The 20002-nt window shown below is 68.6% G+C and carries 21 protein-coding genes, 1 tRNA gene and 1 pseudogene; 9 read left to right on the top strand and 14 right to left on the bottom strand.

All coding sequences use genetic code 11. The annotated features are described in order from the left end of the window. The first annotated feature begins 187 nt into the window (after positions 1–187). Positions 188–1261, top strand: a complete 1074-nt coding sequence (locus ACY34M_RS27005; RefSeq protein ID WP_462723438.1) for a restriction endonuclease — start codon at positions 188–190, stop codon at positions 1259–1261. Between the two features lie 100 nt (positions 1262–1361). Here the strand turns inward: ACY34M_RS27005 and ACY34M_RS27000 are convergent, their stop codons facing one another. The 6 genes from ACY34M_RS27000 to ACY34M_RS26975 form a co-directional block, all read right to left on the bottom strand. Next, positions 1362–2102, bottom strand: coding sequence for a class E sortase (locus ACY34M_RS27000; protein ID WP_462723439.1), 741 nt, complete (start codon positions 2100–2102; stop codon positions 1362–1364). A gap of 61 nt (positions 2103–2163) precedes the next feature. Beyond that, positions 2164–3429 (bottom strand): class E sortase, encoded by a 1266-nt coding sequence (locus tag ACY34M_RS26995; protein ID WP_462723440.1) that lies wholly within the window; start codon positions 3427–3429, stop codon positions 2164–2166. Beyond that, on the bottom strand, positions 3426–4073 hold the full coding sequence (locus tag ACY34M_RS26990) for an aminodeoxychorismate/anthranilate synthase component II (protein ID WP_462723441.1): 648 nt from the start codon (positions 4071–4073) through the stop codon (positions 3426–3428). Before ACY34M_RS26990 ends, ACY34M_RS26995 begins: the two co-directional genes overlap by 4 nt. Continuing rightward, positions 4070–4231 (bottom strand): hypothetical protein, encoded by a 162-nt coding sequence (locus ACY34M_RS26985; protein WP_306322671.1) that lies wholly within the window; start codon positions 4229–4231, stop codon positions 4070–4072. The genes ACY34M_RS26990 and ACY34M_RS26985 overlap by 4 nt, the downstream gene beginning before the upstream one ends. A 41-nt stretch (positions 4232–4272) precedes the next feature. Then, complete coding sequence (locus ACY34M_RS26980) at positions 4273–4968, bottom strand: class E sortase (protein WP_462723442.1); 696 nt, start codon at positions 4966–4968, stop codon at positions 4273–4275. 50 nt (positions 4969–5018) lie between these two features. Continuing rightward, entirely contained in the window at positions 5019–5786 is a 768-nt protein-coding gene (locus tag ACY34M_RS26975) for a DUF881 domain-containing protein (protein ID WP_462723443.1), read from the bottom strand. Between the two features lie 153 nt (positions 5787–5939). Between ACY34M_RS26975 and crgA the strand changes: the two genes are divergently transcribed. After that, complete coding sequence (gene crgA, locus ACY34M_RS26970; RefSeq protein WP_462723444.1) at positions 5940–6197, top strand: cell division protein CrgA; 258 nt, start codon at positions 5940–5942, stop codon at positions 6195–6197. A 287-nt stretch (positions 6198–6484) separates the two neighbouring features. Here the strand turns inward: crgA and ACY34M_RS26965 are convergent, their stop codons facing one another. Both ACY34M_RS26965 and ACY34M_RS26960 read right to left on the bottom strand, forming a co-directional pair. After that, the gene (locus ACY34M_RS26965; RefSeq protein ID WP_462723445.1) at positions 6485–7384 is read right to left on the bottom strand and encodes a rhomboid family intramembrane serine protease; all 900 of its coding nucleotides are present in this window, start codon (positions 7382–7384) and stop codon (positions 6485–6487) included. 148 nt (positions 7385–7532) lie between these two features. Further along, positions 7533–8060, bottom strand: coding sequence for a peptidylprolyl isomerase (locus tag ACY34M_RS26960; RefSeq protein WP_462723446.1), 528 nt, complete (start codon positions 8058–8060; stop codon positions 7533–7535). 283 nt (positions 8061–8343) lie between these two features. Here ACY34M_RS26960 and ACY34M_RS26955 point away from each other — a divergent pair, with 283 nt between their 5' ends. Beyond that, positions 8344–9042, top strand: coding sequence for a DUF5324 family protein (locus ACY34M_RS26955; RefSeq protein ID WP_462723447.1), 699 nt, complete (start codon positions 8344–8346; stop codon positions 9040–9042). 77 nt (positions 9043–9119) lie between these two features. Here ACY34M_RS26955 and ACY34M_RS26950 read toward each other — a convergent pair. Continuing rightward, a tRNA-Ala gene (locus tag ACY34M_RS26950) sits at positions 9120–9192 on the bottom strand. 183 nt (positions 9193–9375) lie between these two features. Between ACY34M_RS26950 and ACY34M_RS26945 the strand changes: the two genes are divergently transcribed. Both ACY34M_RS26945 and ACY34M_RS26940 read left to right on the top strand, forming a co-directional pair. Beyond that, positions 9376–9924, top strand: coding sequence for a helix-turn-helix domain-containing protein (locus ACY34M_RS26945; protein WP_462723448.1), 549 nt, complete (start codon positions 9376–9378; stop codon positions 9922–9924). Between the two features lie 54 nt (positions 9925–9978). Continuing rightward, positions 9979–11772 carry a serine/threonine-protein kinase gene (locus tag ACY34M_RS26940; protein WP_462723449.1) on the top strand — a complete coding sequence of 598 codons (1794 nt, stop codon included), beginning with the start codon at positions 9979–9981 and terminating at the stop codon, positions 11770–11772. A 57-nt stretch (positions 11773–11829) separates the two neighbouring features. Here the strand turns inward: ACY34M_RS26940 and ACY34M_RS26935 are convergent, their stop codons facing one another. Then, positions 11830–13257 carry a hypothetical protein gene (locus ACY34M_RS26935; protein ID WP_462723450.1) on the bottom strand — a complete coding sequence of 476 codons (1428 nt, stop codon included), beginning with the start codon at positions 13255–13257 and terminating at the stop codon, positions 11830–11832. A 232-nt stretch (positions 13258–13489) separates the two neighbouring features. Then, positions 13490–13618: a DLW-39 family protein gene (locus tag ACY34M_RS26930; RefSeq protein ID WP_003999697.1), complete on the bottom strand. Its 129-nt coding sequence runs from the start codon at positions 13616–13618 to the stop codon at positions 13490–13492. 253 nt (positions 13619–13871) lie between these two features. On the opposite strand from ACY34M_RS26930, the gene ACY34M_RS26925 reads away from it, so the two are divergent. The 3 genes and pseudogenes from ACY34M_RS26925 (at position 13872) to ACY34M_RS26915 (ending at position 16302) form a co-directional block, all read left to right on the top strand. Then, entirely contained in the window at positions 13872–14207 is a 336-nt protein-coding gene (locus tag ACY34M_RS26925; RefSeq protein WP_462723451.1) for a DUF6344 domain-containing protein, read from the top strand. 1247 nt (positions 14208–15454) lie between these two features. Then, positions 15455–15715, top strand: a pseudogene (locus tag ACY34M_RS26920) (tyrosine-type recombinase/integrase); the annotation flags it as partial. A gap of 50 nt (positions 15716–15765) precedes the next feature. Then, entirely contained in the window at positions 15766–16302 is a 537-nt protein-coding gene (locus ACY34M_RS26915) for a S1 RNA-binding domain-containing protein (RefSeq protein WP_462723452.1), read from the top strand. Between the two features lie 645 nt (positions 16303–16947). Here ACY34M_RS26915 and ACY34M_RS26910 read toward each other — a convergent pair. From ACY34M_RS26910 to ACY34M_RS26900, 3 genes are all read right to left on the bottom strand, one after another. Beyond that, on the bottom strand, positions 16948–18369 hold the full coding sequence (locus ACY34M_RS26910; protein WP_462723453.1) for a tyrosine-type recombinase/integrase: 1422 nt from the start codon (positions 18367–18369) through the stop codon (positions 16948–16950). Positions 18370–18385: 16 nt separating this feature from the next. After that, positions 18386–18628 carry a hypothetical protein gene (locus ACY34M_RS26905; protein WP_462723454.1) on the bottom strand — a complete coding sequence of 81 codons (243 nt, stop codon included), beginning with the start codon at positions 18626–18628 and terminating at the stop codon, positions 18386–18388. Positions 18629–18810: 182 nt separating this feature from the next. After that, the gene (locus tag ACY34M_RS26900; protein ID WP_462723455.1) at positions 18811–19227 is read right to left on the bottom strand and encodes a helix-turn-helix domain-containing protein; all 417 of its coding nucleotides are present in this window, start codon (positions 19225–19227) and stop codon (positions 18811–18813) included. 230 nt (positions 19228–19457) lie between these two features. Here ACY34M_RS26900 and ACY34M_RS26895 point away from each other — a divergent pair, with 230 nt between their 5' ends. After that, entirely contained in the window at positions 19458–19961 is a 504-nt protein-coding gene (locus ACY34M_RS26895) for a hypothetical protein (RefSeq protein ID WP_462723456.1), read from the top strand. The last annotated feature ends 41 nt before the right edge of the window (positions 19962–20002 follow it).

Here is a 20002-nt window from a genome sequence, read left to right as displayed (position 1 = left end):
CACCCGCTCCACACGGCACAGGGCCCCGGTACCGCTTCGGCGGGACCGGGGCCCTGCGTCGTGTCAGCGACCCGCCGGTCGGACCCAGAACACGAGCGCGAAAATCGTCCGTATCTTCATATGTCCTGACTCGTTGATCGAGGTGCGGTGGAGTATCCGAACTCCCCGGAAAGAAAGGGAACTTGGAGTGATCACCGAATCAGCCCTGCTGGAATCCAAATCCCTGCGCCACAGCGTCCTCGATCGCACGGATGTGCTCGACAAGGTCAAGGCACTCTCGCTACTGCCGGACGGCTTGCATGTCACGACGGCGATGGTCGCCACCTACTTCGGCGTCACAGCCGAAGCCGTCCGACAACTCGCCAAACGCCACCGGGAGGAGCTGACCGTCAACGGCATGGTCGTGCTACGTGGTACTGACCTGCGTAAATTCGAGAGTGACAACATGTCACTCTCCCTGGAGAGTAATCCACAGGCCCGTCGCAGCCTCACCGTCTACTCCCGCCGAGCCGTCCTCAACGTCGCCATGCTCCTGCGCGACAGCGACGTCGCCCGCCAAGTCCGCGCCTACCTCCTCGACATGGAATACCTGGCGCGCACCCAACCAGCCGGCGCTCAGGACACGACAGGCATCGACGCACTCGACGCCCACATCGACGCCCACATCGACCAGCGCATCGACCAACGCATCGCCGACACACTCGGCAAAACCGTCGTCCCCATGTTCAACGCCCTGATCGAAACCTCCGGTGAACACCGCCGGGAACTGCTCGCCCTACGCGCAGGCATCCAGCACGTAGAGCACCGGATGCGCCGCCACCACGCCCGGCTCCAGAGGCTGGAGGCAGTTGGGCCGAGCAGTACCCACACCGTCACCATGGCGGCCATGGACGCAATGAGCGGCTCGGAGTTCGAGGACCACGTCGCCGCCCTGCTCCGCCGCGACGGCTGCACCGATGTCGTCGTCCGAGGCGGCCGTGGAGACCGCGGCGTCGACATCATCGCCCTCACCCCTGACGGCCGACGTATCGCGGTCCAGTGCAAGAGGTTCGCCCCCTACCTCTCGATCACCAGCGCAGACATACAGAAGTTCATCGGCGGCTCCAAGGTCCTGCGCATCTCCGACGTCTCACTCTTCGTGGCCACATGCCCCTTCACCACAGAGGCGGTCGACATCGCCACAGAGACCGGTGTCACGGTCGTACCCCGAGGCCTGCTGCAGGAATGGAGCACAGGAGCGCCACTGGCCATCCTGAAGTGATCTCACCGAACGCCGACACCGCCGCAGACAAAGGGCCCGAAGCCGCAAGAGCAAGTTGCGGCTTCGGGCCCAGCTCATCGTAGGCGGGCAGCCACCCTCCCTACCGCAGTTCCTTCGGCGGCGTCCGGTCGCTGTCCACCTTGTCGACCCGCTCCAGCTCGCCCCACACCACGTACCGGTACGTGGACGTGTAGACCGGCGTGCAGGTCGTCAGCGTGATGTACTTCCCGGGCTTCTTCTTCCCCGACTCCTCGGGGACCTTGTCGAGGACGTCGACGTTGTACTTCGAGGTCTCCGGAAGGATGTTGTAGACCTTGTAGACGTACCAGTCGTCCTTGGTCTCGAAGACGATCGGGTCGCCCTTATCGATCTTGTCGATGTTGTGGAACTTGGCGCCGTGCCCGTCCCGGTGCGCGGCCAGCGAGAAGTTGCCGTTCTTCCCGTTCGTCGGCAGCGCCGCCTTCACGGGGTCCGTGTAGTAGCCGGCGACACCGTCGTTGAGGATCTTGCTCTCGGTGCCCTTCTCGACCAGCACCTCGCCCTTGCTCATCGCGGGCACGTGCAGGAAGCCGATGCCGTCCTTGGTGTCCAGGGCGCCGGGTCCGCTGTTGCCCTTCCACTGGTCGCGGACCTTGTCGCCCTGCCTGCCCGCCGCACGATCGGCGACGACATTCGTCCACCACAGTGAATAGGCGACGAAGAGGCCGAGGATCACACCCGCGGTGATGAGAAGTTCACCGAAGACGCTGACGGCGGTCGCGATCTTGCCCCGGCGGGGTGAGGGCGAGCGCGGCGGGTCCTTCGGTGCGGCCTCTTCCCCATGGTCGGTCGTCGCTGCCACTGCGTCATGCCCCGTCTCTGTGCGCCGTACTGCCCGATGCCTGGTGCCCGGTGGTCCCCGGTTATTCGACGAGCGCGTCCGGCTTGCCCTTGCTCCGCGGACGCTCCTCGACCATCTTGCCCCAGACGATCATTCGATACGTACTGGTGAATTCCGGCGTGCACGTCGTCAGAGTGATGTAACGCCCCGGCTTGGTGAATCCGGAGCCCGCCGGGATCGGGTTCAGCACCGCCGTGTTCGACGGCGGCGTCTGCGGAAGGATGCTCGCCATCTTGTACACGTAGTACTTGTCCTGCGTCTCGACCACGATCGGGTCGCCCGGCTGCAGGCGGTTGATGAACCGGAAGGGCTCACCGTGTGTGTTGCGGTGCCCGGCGACCGCGAAGTTCCCCTTCTTCGCGGCCGGCATCGCGGTGGGAATGCTGTCCTTGTCGTAGTGCCCGACCATGCCCCTGTCGAGGACCTGCGGCTTGCTGATGCCCTCGGCGATCGGCACGACGACGTCCAGCTTCGGGATGTAGAGGATCGCGAAGCCCTGCCCCGGCTCGAACGCGCCGGGCTTGCGCTTCCCGTTGGCCCAGTCGTCCTCGAGGCTGTGCCGGGCGCTGCCGGCGATGTCGTGAGCCCGTATGTTCGACCACCACAGCTGGTAGGTGACGAACAGCAGCATCAACACCCCGATGCTGATGAAGACTTCGCCGACCGCCCGGCTCGCAATCACCCCGGCACCCGGCTTCGCCGCGCGCGCCGCGGCCCGCGCCTCGACCCGGGTCAGCGGTTTTCCGTCCGCTTCCCTCTCGGACTCCTGCTCGCCGACGGGCGCCGCCGAGTGCCGTCCGCCGCGCGCGCCGCCCCGCTTGGCGGCCTTCCTGCGCGCGGCCCGGCCACCGGTGGCCGGCGGCGTCTCGACTATTCGCCGGGTGTCGGCGGTACGCAGGGCGACGGTCTCGTCATCCAGCACCGGCTCCGGCTCCGGCGCTTCCGGTACGGAGGCGGGGGCGGGCTCAGGGGCCCGCTCCGGGGTCTGCTGCACGGCCACGGGGGCCGGCTGCGGCTCCTGCTGCCGTGCGCTCCCGTACCAGTTCTGCTCGTACCCCTGCGGGTCGTACCACTCGGGCTCCGGCTCGGGGCGCCGCGCGGGCCCCTCGGCCCGAGGCTGCTCCCGCTGCGACTCCTGCGCCTGCTCCTGCTCCTGCGCTCCCGTCGGCCGGAACCACGGCGACGGGTGCTGCCCCGGAAGCGGGTCGTTCAGCGGGTCGTCGAGGCGGCGCACGGCATCCTCGAACCCGCCGGCCTCGCCGTCCTGCTCGGGGCGCAATGCGGTCACGCCGAGGCCCTGCCCACGACCGGCGCGAGCCCGGCCGATCTGCCCACGGCCCCCGCGTCCCCGCACTCGACGAGCCAGTTCGCGAGCATCAGGTGCCCGTGCTCGGTGAGCACCGACTCGGGGTGGAACTGCACACCCTCGACGGGCAGTTCGCGGTGGCGCAGGCCCATGATGATGCCGTCCTCGGTGCGCGCCGTGATCTCGAGCGCCTCCGGTACGGTGCCGGGCTCCGCGGCCAGCGAGTGGTAGCGGGTGGCCGTGAACGGGTCGGGAAGGCCCGCGAAGACGCCCCTGCCCTCGTGCAGCACCAGCGAGGTCTTGCCGTGCAGCAGCTCGGGGGCGCGATCCACGACGCCGCCGTACGCCACCTGCATCGACTGCATGCCGAGGCAGACACCGAAGACGGGGACGCCCGTCGCCGCGCAGTGCCGCACCATCTCGATGCAGACACCGGCCTGTTCGGGGGCGCCAGGACCCGGGCTGAGCAGCACGCCGTCGAAGCCGTCCTGCGCATGCGAGGTCGTCACCTCGTCATTGCGCACCACCTCGCACTCGGCACCCAGCTGGTACAGGTACTGGACGAGGTTGAAGACGAAGCTGTCGTAGTTGTCGACGACGAGAATGCGGGTCTTTCGGGTGCTCACTGGCCGTTCACCGTCACATCGTTGAAGGGCAGCAGCGGCTCGGCCCACGGGAAGACGTACTGGAAGAGGACGTACACGACCGCCAGGACGAGCAGGACGGAGATCCCTGCCCTCACCCAGGTGTTCCCCGGCAGATGCCGCCAGATCCAGCCGTACATGCCGGGCTCCCCTTCCACCGTTCTGCGATTACGGCACCAGACTAACGGCGCAACGCTTCCGGTTTGCCTGCCTCCACAGGCTGAGTGGCATCGAGATGCGCCCAGACGATCAGCCGGTGACTGTGGCCCCACTCCGGCTCGCACGTCGTCAGCGTCAGATACCGCCCCGGCTCCTGGTAACCGGACTTGCGCGGCACCGGATCGATCACCCCGACATCGCTGGGCAGCGTCTTGTACGGCTTGGTGTCGATGACGTACGTGAACCAGGTGGTCCCGTCGGTGATCACGACCGGGTCACCGGGCCTGAGCTTGGGGAAGTCCTTGAACGGGTCGCCGTACGTGCGCCGGTGCCCGGCGACCGCGAAGTTGCCCTTCTGACCGAGCTGGGCCGTGCCCGCGTAGTGCCCGAGGCCCTTCTTGAGGGTGTCGACCTTCGTGTTCTGCAGCACGGGCTTGTTCCACGTGAAACCGAGCCGGGGGATGTACATCACACCGAAGGGCTTGCCGTCCTTGTACGGGCCCTGCTTCGGCGGCGCCGTGCTCGTCCCGCCCTCGGGCGCCGCACTGGCCACCGGCCGCTTCGCCCACTGGTCCTGGAGGTCGTCGATCTGACCGCCCATCGCACTGTCGGCCTTCACACCGGTCCAGAACAGCACGTACGCAACGAACAGAACGATCAGGGCACCGACGCTGATGCAGAGTTCGCTGAATGTCCTGATGACGACACGTACCGACACAGGCCCCCCAGACGGCGGCTACTCCATGGCTAGTGGTTCACGTGCTTCGGCTAGTTCACGGGCTTCGCGTAGTGGAGATCCACTGTGCCCGAGTAGCCGGGAAGAGTCACCGCCCCGTCGTCCTCGACTTTCCAGCCGAGCCCGTACGCGTTCACGTACAGCATGTAGTTCTGGATCTCCGGCGAGGCCGCGACCGCGTTCTTCAGCTTCTCCGGGTCACCGACCGCGGTGATCTTGTACGGGGGCGAGTAGACGCGGCCCTGGAGAATCAGGGTGTTGCCGACGCAGCGGACGGCGGACGTGGAGATGAGGCGCTGGTCCATGACCTTGATGCCCTTGGCGCCGCCGTGCCACAGCGCGTTCACCACGGCCTGGAGGTCCTGCTGGTGGATGACCAGGTCGTTGGGCTGCGGGTCGGGGTAGCCGGGGAGCTTGGGGGCGGCGTTCGGCGGGGCGTCGTCGAGTGTGACGGAGATCGCCTCACCCTTCAGCTTCTTCGTCCCGGACGCCTTCTCCAGGGCGGTCAGCTTCGCGTCGTCGGCCTTGGTTGAGCCGTTGTCCCGCTCGGCGAGGCGCTCGACCTCGCCGCGGGTTCCGCTGTTGGCCGACTCCAGGTCCTTGTTCTTGCGGCTGCGCTCCTGAATGAGGTCGGAGAGCTTCAGCAGGGACCCGTCCGTCCGGATATTGGTGCCCTTGGCCGTATTGAAACTGGTGAAGAAGATGAGCCCGGCGAGAGCGAACACACCAACGGTGAGCAACCGCACGGGCCGCAGGCGCCCACGGGCGGAACTCTTGGCAGTGTCGGCGGAATTGCTCAACGTACCCTTATCTCCTTCGGAGCCACGGAAGCACTACGCTAACGGACGCCCGGCGGAGCACTGGGAATCCCCACAACTTCCCCTTGTACGCTGCTCCGGAGCCAGCCCACGTACTCTGCGCGGCCACGCAGCGCATCGACAGGAGAGACCCTCGTGCCGAAGTCACGTATCCGCAAGAAGGCCGATTACACGCCGCCGCCCGCCTCGAAGCAGGCGTCCAATATCAAGCTGACCAACCGCGGCTGGGTTGCACCGGTGATGCTGGCGCTGTTCCTCATCGGACTCGTCTGGATCGTCGTCTTCTACGTGGCCGACGGCACGCTGCCCATCAAGGCGCTCGGCAACTGGAACATCGTCGTGGGCTTCGGCTTCATCGCCGGCGGCTTCGGCGTCTCCACCCAGTGGAAGTAACCGCGAAACCACCTGTGGAACCAGCTCTGCCCCGAGCTATCCACTGAGTTATCCACAGATTTTGATTAGCTGTCCACAGCCGTGGAAAAGGTCGCATGATCTGTGGATAACCCACCGAGCGTTGACGCCGGTGTGACCGGTCCAGCCCCACTCGACCACCTGTTCGCCCCTTGTCCTTCCTGGTCAAACCCAGGTTGACGACAAGGGGCACAGTTGTTCCCCACAGGATGCACAAGATCCGCCACCCGCTGTGGACAACCTCGGTCGTCATCCGTGGACAACCGGGCTCAGGTGAGCTGCGCGGTCCGCACGACGACGGTCACGAGCACGGCGAGCAGGACCAGCCCACAGACCCCGTACTGGACGAGCGCACGACGCTCGCGGGGCGCGTGCACCATGGCGTAGCCGACGATCAGACCGCCGACGAGGCCGCCGATGTGCGCCTGCCAGGCGATGTTGAAGGCCGGGTTGAACGTGAAGATCAGGTTGATCACGAGCAGCGCGATGACCGGCCGCAGATCGTAGTTGAGCCGCCGCATCAGGACGGCCGTCGCACCGAACAGGCCGAAGATCGCACCGGAGGCGCCGAGCGAGGGCTGGTTCTGCGCGGCGAGCAGGTAGGTGAGCGCGCTGCCGGCCAGGCCCGAGACCAGATACAGCGCGACGTAGCGGGCGCGGCCGAGGGCCGCCTCCAGCGGGCCGCCGATCCACCACAGGCTGAGCATGTTGAAGGCGATGTGGACGTAGGAGCCGTGCAGGAACATCGCGGTGAGCAGCCGGTACCACTGCCCCTCCGCCACGCCTTCGAGGCCGCCGAGGTCGGGCACCCAGGCGAGGCCGAGCATCTCGAACCGCTCGTCGAACTGCCGGCCGACCACCTGCTGCACCACGAACAGGGCCAGGCAGAGCCCGATGAGGACCTTGGTGACCAGGCGCGGGTCGGAGGTGATCGCGCCGCCCGCCATGGTCCTCGGCTGGTTCGCGCCCGGCGCGTGACCGGTGCCCGAGCCGGTGCGCACGCACTCCGGGCACTGGAATCCGACGGACGCGCTGACCATGCACTCCGGGCAGATGGGCCGCTCGCAGCGGGTGCAGCTGATGCCGGTCGGGCGGTCCGGGTGCCGGTAGCAGCCGGGCAGGCCCTTGGCGTCCTGCGGTTCCTGCGGGCTGCCGGGCGCCTGGTCCATGGCGGTCGTCCCCTCGGGTCTCGGGTCGGGCGGTCGGGTGTGCGCACGTCGCGTACGTCGGCGCCGCGCGTCTGCGCAACGCACCGCCCCGCCCCCGTCCCCCTACGAACAGGCGACGGACGGCGGGGCGCAATGGTTCCCTGCGGGACTACCGGGTCTCTACGGAGACGCTCTCGATGACCACGTCGTCGACCGGTCGGTCGGTGCGCGGGTTGGTCCGCGCGCCGGCGATGGCGTCGACGACCTTCTGGCTGGCCTCGTCGACGACCTCGCCGAAGATCGTGTGCTTGCGGGTCAGCCAGGCGGTGGGCGAGACGGTGATGAAGAACTGCGAACCGTTCGTACCGGGTCCCGCGTTGGCCATGGCCAGCAGGTACGGCTTGGTGAAGGCCAGGTCGGGGTGGAACTCGTCCTCGAACTGGTAGCCGGGGCCGCCCGTGCCGTTGCCCAGCGGGTCACCGCCCTGGATCATGAAACCGCTGATCACGCGGTGGAAGACCGTGCCGTCGTAGAGCGGCGCCGTGGACTTCTCGCCCGTCTCCGGGTTGGTCCACTCGCGCTCGCCCTTGGCGAGCTCCACGAAGTTCTTGACCGTCTTGGGCGCGTGGTTCGGCAGCAGCCGGACCACGATGTCGCCCTGGTTGGTCTTGAGAGTGGCGTACAGCTGCTCGGCCACGATCTGCCTTCCGTTGAGTTCTGTGCACTGCAGATCCTCGCACGGAGCGGACCTGACGACGCCGGTCGGACTTGTCAGGATCGTGCGGGGGTTTCGGCCACCAAAAACCGGTCTACTCGTAGTCGAAGAGGCGCGCCCCGCCGCGATCCGTGGCATTGTCGTCGCCAAGTCCCTTTATCAAGCCGTACCAAGCCTTACCACCGCATTGACCCCGCCCGGCAGGCATGATCCGTAAAAGGGTGGAAAGGTGAAATACCTGTACGCCACCGAGGAGGAGGATCCCGTGACCCGCATTGACAGCGTGCGTGCCGCGACCGGCTCGGCGAAGGACAGCGTGCTGCATGCCGCGGAAGTGGTGGCGCCCTACGCCGAGTCGGCCAAGGACCGGGCCACGACGTACGCGCAAGAGGCGCGCGTCGCGCTCGGGCCGAAGGTCTCGCAGGCCGCGCACCAGGCGCGCGCCCAGTACGACGCGCACCTCGCGCCGCGCATAGAGCAGGCGCGGACGCATGTCCCCCCGAAGCTCGACCAGGCCGCGCACGATGCCGCGGCTCGTACCCGCGAGGCCGCTCGGCAGGCCGCCGCGTATTCGAAGCCGCGCATAGAGCAGGCCGTGGCCGCGTCCGAACCGGTTCGCAAGGAAGCTGCTGCCCGCGGCAGCGCGGCCTATTCCGGGCTGCGCGGCGACGTCTCGCCGAAGGAGATCCGCAAGCTGGTGCGCAAGCACGAGCGGCGGGCCCGCTCCGGCCGTCTCGCCAAGCGTCTCGTCGTGCTCGGCATCCTCGCCGGCGGCGCGTTCGCCGCGTGGAAGTGGTGGGACAAGCAGGCCAACCCGGACTGGCTGGTGGAGCCGCCGGCCGCCACCGAGGTCCCCGACAGTGCTCCGCTGACCTCCGTCGACGGCAGTGGTCAGGGCATCCTCGACCCCGAGGTGCAGGCGAAGCAGGCCGAGGCGGACACGTCCGTGGAGGACGAGCGCTGACGCACCGGGCCCACCCGGTCCCGTACGGAAAAAGCCCCTCCGACCAGGGAGAACCTGGCCGGAGGGGCTTTCCGCTGTGGAGCCTAGGGGAGTCGAACCCCTGACATCTGCCATGCAAAGACAGCGCTCTACCAACTGAGCTAAGGCCCCGAAAACGATGCGTCACACCGGAAGATTGCTGCTCCGGTTCGGCACCGCAGACCAGAGTACCGGGTCATCCCCTGAATCCTGCAAAAAGATTGGGGGTCCCGGCGGGCGACCACTCTCCGTAAGATGCCCCACGTGCTTCGCGGCAGCGAAGGACCGTACTTGGGGAAGCGATGGGGAGACGCAATGGACGCCGCACAGCAGGAAGCCACCGCAAGAGCCCGCGAGCTCCAGCGGAACTGGTACGGGGAGCCGCTGGGGGCGCTCTTCCGCCGCCTGATCGAGGATCTGGGGCTCAATCAGGCCCGCCTCGCGGGGGTGCTCGGGCTCTCCGCACCCATGCTGTCGCAGCTGATGAGCGGTCAGCGCGCAAAGATCGGCAACCCCGCCGTGGTGCAGCGCGTGCAGCAGCTGCAGTCCCTCGCGGGCCAGGTCGCCGACGGCAGCGTCAGCGCTGCCGAGGCCACCGAGCGGATGGATGAGATCAAGAAGTCGCAGGGTGGTTCGGTGCTCACGAACACCGGGCAGACATCCAACAGTTCGGGCGCGCCGACGGTGAAGCGCGTGGTGCGCGAGATCCAGTCGCTGCTGCGCTCCGTCTCGGCCGCGAGCGACATCATCGACGCGGCGGACTCACTCGCCCCCACCCACCCCGAACTGGCAGAGTTTCTCCGGGTGTACGGGGCGGGGCGCACCTCCGACGCGGTCGCCCACTACCAGTCGCACCAGAACTGACCCAGGCCGGACGCGACACCGTGTCCGGCTCCGGAAGGGGAGCGACGCACGACCATGGGTGAGGTCTTCGCCGGCCGGTACGAACTGGCCGATCCGATCGGCCGCGGGGGAGTGGGCGCGGTCTGGCGCGCCTGGGACCACCGCCGCCGCCGCTATGTGGCGGCGAAGGTGCTGCAGCAGTCCGACGCCCACACCTTGCTCCGCTTCGTGCGGGAGCAGGCACTGCGCATCGATCACCCGCACGTCCTGGCGCCGGCCAGCTGGGCCGCGGACGACGACAAGGTCCTGTTCACCATGGATCTGGTCGCCGGCGGCTCGCTGGTGCACCTCGTCGCGGACTACGGGCCGCTGCACCCCCAGTACGTCTGCCTGCTGCTCGACCAACTCCTCTCGGGCCTCGCCGCGGTGCACGCGGAAGGCGTGGTGCACCGCGACATCAAGCCCGCCAACCTGCTGCTGGAGGCCACCGGTACGGGTATGCCGCATCTGCGCGTGTCCGACTTCGGCATCTCGATGCGCAAGGGCGAGCCGCGTCTGACGGAGGCGGACTATGTGGTGGGGACGCCGGGGTACTTCGCGCCCGAGCAGGAGATGGGCGCCGAACCCGACTTCCCCGCCGACCTGTTCGCCGCGGGGCTCGTCGGGCTGTATCTCCTCGAAGGCGCCAGGCCCGATGCCAGGGCGCTGATCGAACACTTCGAGGAGCACGGCACCCCGCGGGCGCCGCAGGGCGTGCCCGGCCCACTGTGGGGCGTCCTCGCGGGTCTGCTGCAGCCGGACCCCGATGACCGGTTCCGCACCGCCACCGGTGCCCGCAAGGCCCTCCTCTCCGCCGCCGAGATCCTTCCGGAGCCGGGCCCCGACGACGAACTGATCGAAGTCTTCGACCAATTGGGCCCCCTGCCACCGGGCTTCGGCCCCGGCGGCCCGGCGGTACGGGGTCGCCGGGCCCGCCCGGTGGACGGGACGGGCACCTCCGCGGACGGAACCGGCGCGTCGGTCGGCGGAGCCGGTGGCACGGCGGTGGACGGGGCCGGCTCGGCGGGCCAGGGGCCGGATCCGGCGCAGGATTCGGTCCAGGATCCGCACTCCGGCCGGTCGGTGCACGAGGCCGACACGGACGGTCCGGGTACTGGTCCCGGTGCCGGTCCGGGTACTGGTCCCGGTGCCGGTACCGGTGCTGACCATCCGATGCACGGCGTGCAGAGTGCGGGCGCTCCGGTGCCGCATGCTCCGCCACCGCCCACCAACACCCCCGTCCCGCCACGCCCCTCCGCGCCCCCGGATGCCTTGGCGTCCTCCACCTCCCCCACGTCCTCCACTCCCTCGGCGTCCCGGGTGCCGCCGGCTCCACCAGTACCCCCGGCACCCCGGATGCCACCGGCGCCCGAGATGCCCTCGACGCCACCGACGGGCCTCACCCCGCCACCGTTCAGACCGACCACACCACCGCCCGCGCCCGCTCCGTCGCAGGACGGGCCCACGCCGCCGCCCATCGGATCCACGCCGCCGTCCGTCGGATCCACACCCCCGCCCGTCGGGCCCACGCCGTCGTCCGTCGGATCCACGCCGCCTCCGGCCGCGCCCGGCCAGCCGCCGTCCGCGCCCACGCCACCGGTCCAGCCGGACCCGACACCCGAACCGGCCCCCGAACCATCGCCTCTCGCCCCGCACCCTTCCGCCCCCTCCCCGCTCGACCCTCCCCAGGCCCATCACTCTCTGTACGCACCCGGTGACGGAGAAGTTCCCGGGCCGCGGCCGGGACCACCCATGAGGGTGACGATCCCGGTGCTGCTCCTGGCGATGGTCTGTTTCGCGGTGGGTATCTGGGCTCTGTCCCAGTCCTGATCGGGGCCTGACTGCCGGATCGGGGCCCGACTACCGGCCCCAGCACGGCCCCCGGCCCTACGCCTGCCGCACGCGCCGTACCTTCCGCACCTTCCGTGCCTTTCGCACCGCGACCACCCGCCACACGCCCAGCCAGAGCACCAGCGCGGTCCCGGCCCCGATCCCGGCCACCCCGACCACGGTCATCAGGCCGTCCCTCGGCGACGCGGCGGACGAGGTCACGGAACCGGACCCCTTGCCGGAATCCGAGCCGCCCGCCGAACCCGAGCCGCCTCCCGGACCCGAACCGGACCGGGACTCGGAGTCGGATCCAGCACCCGACTCCGCCCCGGTCCCCGAACCGTCCCCGAAGTCCCACGAGGCGCCGCCCTCGCCCCGCTCGGCAGCCGCCAGATCCTCGGCCGTCACCTGGAACTCCCCCGGATCCCGCACGTAGTCGGGCGCCTGCTTGGCGTCACCCTCGACGGCCACCCGCACCGTCATCCCGAGGCCCTCGTCCCCGGCCCGCTCCGCCATCGCCGGGTTGAGCGTGACCTTGAGCCAGTACCAGCCGGCGAGCCCCGTCGCCGCCTCGTCCTCGCGCGGCAGCAGACGGTTCCCGTACGACACGGGCGGCAGCGGGTCGAACGCGGCCTTCGCGGTGCCGCCCGAGTACGTGGCGCCCTTCGCCGCCACCGGTGCCCGCGCGGGGTTGTACAGCTCCATGTCGAGCGCCCCCGCCACCGTCCCCCGCGAGGCTCCGTCCGCCGTGGAAGCGTCCAACTCGGCTCCGGCGGAGAGCTGTTGCCCCCAGTCCACCGGAACCCGGTAGAAGTGGCTCTGCCCCGCCCCGATCCGGTCCTTCCAGACGCCGGAGGTCAGCGCCCGCGCATCGTTGAACCCGGTGCCCCCGCCGCGCCGCGCTCCCGCCCCCGACGGCAGCGGCGCCGCCTCCGACGGCGAGGACCGCGCCCCCTGGCTGGGCGAAGCGGACACCAGGCCGGGCTCGGTGGCCACCCGCAGTTCGAGCCCCCAGGCCCGGTCGCTCGATCCGGCCGCCGCCTCCCGCTCCACGACCACGTAGTACGTCCCCGCCGACTGGCACCGCAGCCCTCCCGGACGTACGGACCGCTGGACCGCCGCCGCGATCGGCCGCGGATAGGAGCCGGAGCGGAACTTCGCGCGCTGTGCGTCGCACTGGTTCCCCTGGCTGTCCCGCAACGACACCGTGATGCCGTCCGCGGCCGCCGTCCTCACCCCGGAGCCGAGCGGCGGCACGGCCACGACCGAGGCGTACGCGGTGGCGGCCCCGTCCAGTTCGACGCGGTAGTAGGCGGCGGCGCCGTGCCCGGCGGCGAGCGAACTCCGGTAGGTGTCGCCCGTCTTGAGCTGCGCCGCGCTCGTACCGCCCCGTGCCCCGGCGACCGTCTGGGCGCCTTCGGCGAAGACATACGGGTTGCTGCTCTCCACCGCCGTGGCGGCCCCCGGCAACGCCAGTACAAGCACCGCGCACAGTCCCGCCCCGGCAGCGCCCCTCGCCGGGCCCCGGCCGCGCCGCGCCTTACTCAGCCGCCTCAGCACTCTCCCCATGGACGGCCATCCTGCCTTCCCCTCCGCGCGCTGTCCGGCGTGCGACGATTTCCCGCCACGCGCTCGCGTACGAAAAAGGGGGCCCGGGCAGCACAAAGCCCCGGCCGCTACAGCGACCGGGGCCCTATGAAGTGACTGTTGTCGTTCCTCACGAACCCGTGGGCACGGAGTCAGTCGCCTCCGTCCACAGATCCTGCTCGGCGCGATCCGCCTGGATCTGGCGGTACACGAGGAGCCCGCCGATGGCGGCCAGTGCGACCAGGAGAAGCTTCTTCACCGCGCGACCTCGTCTTTCCTTTGACGTAGGGGACTTCTGGCGCCCGACTATACACACCGATCGATACCGATCGGTGACCTGGATCCACCTCGGCCAGACCCCTGAAGACAGGCGCCAGAAACGGCCGTTTGCGCCCATCCGAGTGGTGTTCATCTGAATATCAACGACGCGCGAGCGTCGGTCCCGCACTCGCGAGCCCCCATCCACATCATGAGGAAAGTACGCAAATCGCCCAACCTGAAAGCGAGGGGCCATGACCAAGACCAAGGTCATGACGCTGTGGACCGTCATCATCTCCGCCTTCATCGCGCTCTTCTCGGCGCTCGGACTCTCCTCCCAGGCCACCGCGGCCACTCCGGCTCAGCAGACGGAGAAGACTCAGCCCGCGGCGGCGACCACCGCCCCGGCCACCGAGTCGGCCCTCCCGTACTGGTCGCTCAAGCGGTCCCTGCCACCGACGATGAAGCAGCGCATCCGCGCCGAGGCCCACGGTTCCTCCCCCAGCGTCCGGCACCGTCCGCCGGCCGACACCGAGCAGCGCAACGCCGACAGCAACCTGGCGTCCGAGACCCTCACCACGCAGCTGTAGTCCGCACCACGCAGCAGACGTAGACGCAGCAGCAGTGGACGTAACTGAAGTAGACGTACCTGAAGCAGAAGAAGCAGCACAGGCGCACAGCCATAACGCACGACCAAAGTGCACGACCAAAGTGCACAGCCAAAGAGCACAGCCCAAGCGCACAGCCCAAGCGCACAACAGCGTCGCCCAACAGAAGAGCAGGACTGTCGAACGAGGCCCCAGCCATCCCCTACGGCTGCGCGGGCCCATCGGCATGTCCGGAGCACTGACATCCGGAGCACTGCGTACAGCAGAAGACCCCCAAGCGTTTCCGCTTGAGGGTCCTCATCATGTGGGGCTAACAGGATTTGAACCTGTGGCCTCATCCTTATCAGGTCGATCGAGGCACTCTCTCGACCTCAACGAACGTCCCCTGCACCCCGGTTCGCCTGCCGCTGAGGTTCGGCGTTGATCGGCGTCGTTCCTGCTTGTTGGTGTCAGCCGCTGGTGTCAGGAATCCGGGCGCCCTTGACAAGCTGCCTCACTACGGGCTGCCGTCTCCTACTGCTTCCGTGCACCGAACCGTCGGTATGCGATCACGCCCAGACCGACGACAACGGCCACTGTGACGAGCATGGAAATGATCTCGCCCAGTCCCAGCACTGCGAACATGCGCCCCCCTTGATGACCGGCTTCGGGGTCCGCGAACGTGCTGCCCCGTCGCGCCGTGGAATGACCGTGACAGATCATCCGACTTCGCGGTACTCGCAACGGAAAGCCTTGAGCAACTTCTGAGGCTAGGTTCTCGTCCGACCTCGACCTCTCTTGATGAAGCCCGACGCGACGTTCCCGCCTGCTCAGCCCACCACTCAACCCCAGCTCCCATCCCGTCCGCCGTCGACCCACACGAATGTGGAGCGGGCGTGGTCCATGGCGTCCAGGTGGAGCGCGCCACTGTACGAACGACCTGGACGCCATGGACCACGTCTGCTCGGCTTTGCCTGGGTCGACGGTGGACGGGACGGGAGCTCCTCGCAACCACCCACGGATCCGCACCCGGCAGTGCTGCCCCCGGCCCCCGGTGCCGGCCGATCCCCCGCCGGAGGCATCGTCTTTGCCTGTGGCCCGCGTAAGTCCGTCGCGGTGCTCGACTCATCGCCTCGGCCTATCCACGCGTGGGCGCGCGTCGGCGCAGCGCCCGTAGCGCGGGCCGAAGGCATGAGCGCGAAGGGCAGCGGAGCCGGGAAGCCCGCCCGGCGGAGCGGAGCGCAGCCGGACTTGACCCGGTCGGCTTCTCCCGGAGCTTCGGCCGCCTCGTCACGCGGGCCGGCGTCCGCCGCATCACGGTCCGGCTCGCCCGGCACACTTGCGGGACCCTGCTCGCGTTCCTCAAGGTCCATCCGAAGGTGGCCCAAGCGATCCTGAGGCATAGCCAGATCGGCATGACCATGGACGTCTATACGCACGTGGTCGGCTCGGACGAACGGGAAGCGGTCGCGATGCTCGCAGAGCTGCTAGAAGATCCGCTCATCGGCTAGGCACGGCTGGGCTAAGCCAGGCACGGCCCACCACATGTCAGGATCAGCTCATGCGCGAGTACTCCTGGCCTTCAGAGAACGGGTACGACGCACCTGACGCAGCTCTGGCCTGGCCCGAGACCGTCCGCGCTCTGCCGATCGGCGCCCCAATTACTGGTGAGGTCATCGGAAGGCAGCCGTTCGGCGTCTTCCTCGCCCTTGACCATCATCCTGACGTCGTCGGCCTGGCCCGAGTCGACAGAATGCCCCGCTGCATGGAACTGCCGACTGTGGGCCAGCGCGTCGCTGGCGAGGTGGTCTGGCTCGCTGATCACAATCACCAAGTAGGCATCACCCTCGACGAATGGGCCAGGCACATCGACCTGTTGCCGCAGTTCGCTGACCGCGTCGGTGAGATCGCCACAGGCCGCGTCACGAAGATCGCGCCGATCGGGTTCTTCGTGCGCCTTGCCGACTGCGTCGAAGGGCTTGTGCCCACCAGCCAGTCAGCCGGAGCTGTCCGGGAAGGCCAGGAGATCCGCGTACGGATCACCAATGTTGATCTAGAACGGTCTCGGATGGTGCTGTCGGCCGACGTAGCCTCGTAGCGGCTGTTGTCACCCGTAGATGTCAAAAACCCCCCACCATGATTGGTGAGGGGTCTTTGTGCTGGTGGGGCTAACAGGATTTGAACCTGTGGCCTCATCCTTATCAGGGTGGAGCTCTAGGTAGACGATCTACGCAGGTCACCTGACCTGCGGCTTTCCGCTCCGTCTACACCCTGCTCCCCTGCCCGTACCCTCCCCACCCCGGTACGGCACAGCCGTCCCCTGGGGTAGCGCTGGGGTAGTCCAAGGCAGGTCTTCCGATCAGGGCCCAAGCCGCCCTAACCTCAGTACGGAGCGCGTGGAGCGGGAGCCGTGACGACACCGGACCCGTCTCGCGTCCCGCCGTTTCCCGGACCCTGAGCGGCACAACGACATTCCGGTGCCCGCTGGGGTCGCAACCACCGACAATCACGGCCCCAGCCTCTGTCCTCTGCTGACGGCGCCTACTCCCGCGCGCCCAGCGCAGAGGACACCCGCGCGAGGAGGGAAAAGGGGAGCACCCTCTTCGCGCCCACGCGGCCGCCGCCGACATGCGGGCGGCGGCCGCCCCCAGGTACTACATGCGGCTTGCGACGCTACTCTCCCGATCCCCTGTCCGGAGCGGCCTGTTCAGGCCCGCCTCAGGAGGACGGCGAGGGGAGCAGGTCACGCAGCAGACACCACCTGGAGCCGACGCCGGTTACCCCTGCTCGGCTTGCCAGGCTTCCCGTCCTCCAGCGCCGCGAGGACCTGGCCCGCGTAGTCCGCGGCCGCGTGCGTATAGATCCACGTGACCTTGCCCCCGCGCTCGTGCCCGAGGATCTCCTGCGCGATGACCTCCGGCACACCGATCGCGTGCAGCCGCGAGGCGTACGCGTCTCGGGTGTCCGAGAACACCGGCCACCAGTCGACGCGCTCGACGAGTTCCTGGCGGCGGCGCCCCGTCGCCTCGTCGGTCACGGTCGTCTTCACCTTGCGCACGACCTTGCGCGAGACACCGGCAGCCTGGATCGCCGCGACCCACAGGCGGCGGAACGCGGACCGGCGCAGCGGCGCACGGTACGTCTCCCCCTCGCCGCCGTTCCTCTTGCTCCCGCGCCGCACCTTGTTCCTTCCGTGGAACACGAGCTCGTTCTCGCACAGCCCGTCGGCCGGTTCGGACACGGCCCGGCTGGCGTCCGGCTCCGACGCCCACAGATCGCGGAGCACCCGGAGGGCGAGCCCCGTCAACGGGACGGACCGCAGACCGGCGTCGCTCTTCGGGTACGCCTTCCGTTTGATCTTCCCGCGCGGCTCGACCAGGACCTCGCGCACGTGAAGGCGCCGGCCCGCGAAGTCCACGCGGCACCAGCGCAATCCGGCCAACTCCTGGAACCGCAGCCCGGTCTCCTGCGCGACGATCAGCAGCGCGTGGAAGTACGCGGGCAGCTTCTGCCGGATGAGCCAGAGCTGTGCGTACGACGGCGGCCGCCGGTCCTCGGGGTGCTTCTTCTTGATCGTCGGCAGCTTCACGCCGTCGGCCGGGTTGAAGGGCAGGCGCCGGTCCAGCTTCGCCGCAGTGAGCATCCGGTCCAGGACCTGGAAGCACTTCGTCACCGAGGCCGAGGCGAGCGGCCCGCCGTTCTCGTCGTGCAGCTGGTTGACCCAGGTCTGGATCTCCAGCCAGGACAGCTCGAACAACCTGAAGCTGCCGAACGTCGGCTCAATGTGGTTCCGCCACATCCCGTCATCGCGGAGCTGCGGCTGCGTCCAGTGCTCGATCCGCAGCTCGCCCTTCGTCTGCGTGGGCCACCACAACCGGTGCCACGCGCACAGGCTGATCTCGCCGCGGGCCGGATCCACCCAGACGCGTTGCCGCATCTCGGTGCGGGTCTGCTCCAGGAACTCGATCGCCGCGGTGAAGGTCGGCTTCGTCTTGCTGCGGCCCCGGCCGGCGGGGTCGGTGTAGCGGGCTTCCCACGAGCCGGTGTGTTCGTCGCTCGCGGGGCGGTCGCCGGGGTACCGCTTGAGGCAGGGCGGACAGCCGCAGCGCATCGAGGGGTTGGGGCGTGGGTTGGCCTGGTCAATGGCCGTCGTCTTGCGCACCATGTGGGAGTGCTCCTGATCAGAGAGTCGATGCGCCGACGAGCTGCGGGACGGGGAGCTCGGGGAGCTCGACGCGTCTGCCGCAGAAGCAGTGGAGTCCGGCGCCAAGGTCAGGTGCGCCGAGGTCGACTGTCAGGATCGCGTGCAGTTCTCTGATCAGGTCGTGTGGGTGGGTGCCCCGTAGGACGTAGATCGTGATCTCGTCCGGGTCCCAGATGGCGATCTCTGGCAGATCGTCGGCCGCGGCGATGCGGATGCACACAGGTTCCCCCCAGGAATCGCGTGAAGCACGGAGTGATCCGCTCCGGGAGGACAGCGGTTGCTAGAGGCTACCGTCGTGTGCGGGAGTTGTGGAAGTGATCTGTCATATGCCGTGGGGTGCATTTGGATCACACCCCGTGCGAAGAGTACCCCCGTCAATTAGGCAACCCTTACAGGGAGTTGCTAGGCGCGACTCGCTGCTTCCATCTCTTCGGCGATGCCGATGAGCGAGCGCTGCTGTCTCGCGGAGAGACCCCGGTAGATCTTCAGCAGCCGGGCCTCGCGCTCGGTGTCGCTCGGCCCGGGCACGGGGCGGCCGGCCGACTCGAAGAGCTGCTTCGGGGTGACCTCGCCTCCCCAGCCCCGCAGTGCGTGGGCGAGGGCGCGCAGTTGCTCGGGCTCCACGCGCGAGGTGCCGCGGGTCCGGTTCATCCATGCGTTCAGCGTCGGGTACTTCACGCCGCTCGCCTCGGCGAGTTCCTTCTGGGTTCTGTCGGTCTCTTCGAGGAGGCGCGCGAGAAGGGCCGCCAGGTCCTCGCCTGCTCGGGCGCGGTCCTCGGCGGGGTGGGGCTCGCCGGGGTTGTTCTGGTGGCTAGTCACGTGAAGAGCATCGGGTATCTGCATCTACACACGCAAGTAGATCGCAGTAGCCGTGACCAGTTATTGGCGGCGCCATGGCGCATCTACACAACCCCTGTGCACCCCGGTGGGACACACCTGCGCCCCTATGCGACACGCTTGACTCGATATGCATCTACATGCAGACTGTAGATACCGCTGGTCATTCAGGCCGACGGAACCCCTACTCGGCTACGCGCCGGAGGTTCCCCATGCGACGACGTGATCGAGGTGCCCCGCTGCGGGCCGCCATGAAGGCGGCCGAGCTGGACATCCCGAGCCTCGCCGCCAAGACGAAGGAAGTCGACACCGAGAGCGAGGGCCTGTCCCGCGCACTCGTCGGCTTCATCGTGGGTGGCGGCAAGAGCGCCCGCGAGGAGTGCAGCGACCGGGCCGCCGAACTGATCGCGGCCGCGCTCCGCCAGGAGGTCCTCGACCTCTTCGAGCCGGTCGTTTTCACGCTCGAAGAATCTACATCTACATCGAGATCGAGATCTCGCGAACCGGAGAAGCCGGACCTGCCGGACCGGCTGATGAACCAGCGCGAGCTCGCGAAGTTCCTGCGCAAGTCCATGAGCTGGATCGATGCGCAGATCCAGGAGGCGAGCGAGCGCGGCGAGACCTGGCCCGGCCTGATCTACGTCGGCCGCAGCCGCCGCTTCAACGCCGTGGCCGTGCTCGACGCGATGAGGCAGCAGCGAGAGCGCGTCGCCTGACGCAAGAAGGGGCCGCCCGGATGCGACCCGGACGACCCCGC

The organism is Streptomyces sp. EDA2-14 (genome assembly GCF_054963755.1).
The sequence above is the reverse complement of the archived record's forward strand: the minus strand, read 5'-3'. Positions and strand labels throughout refer to the sequence as shown.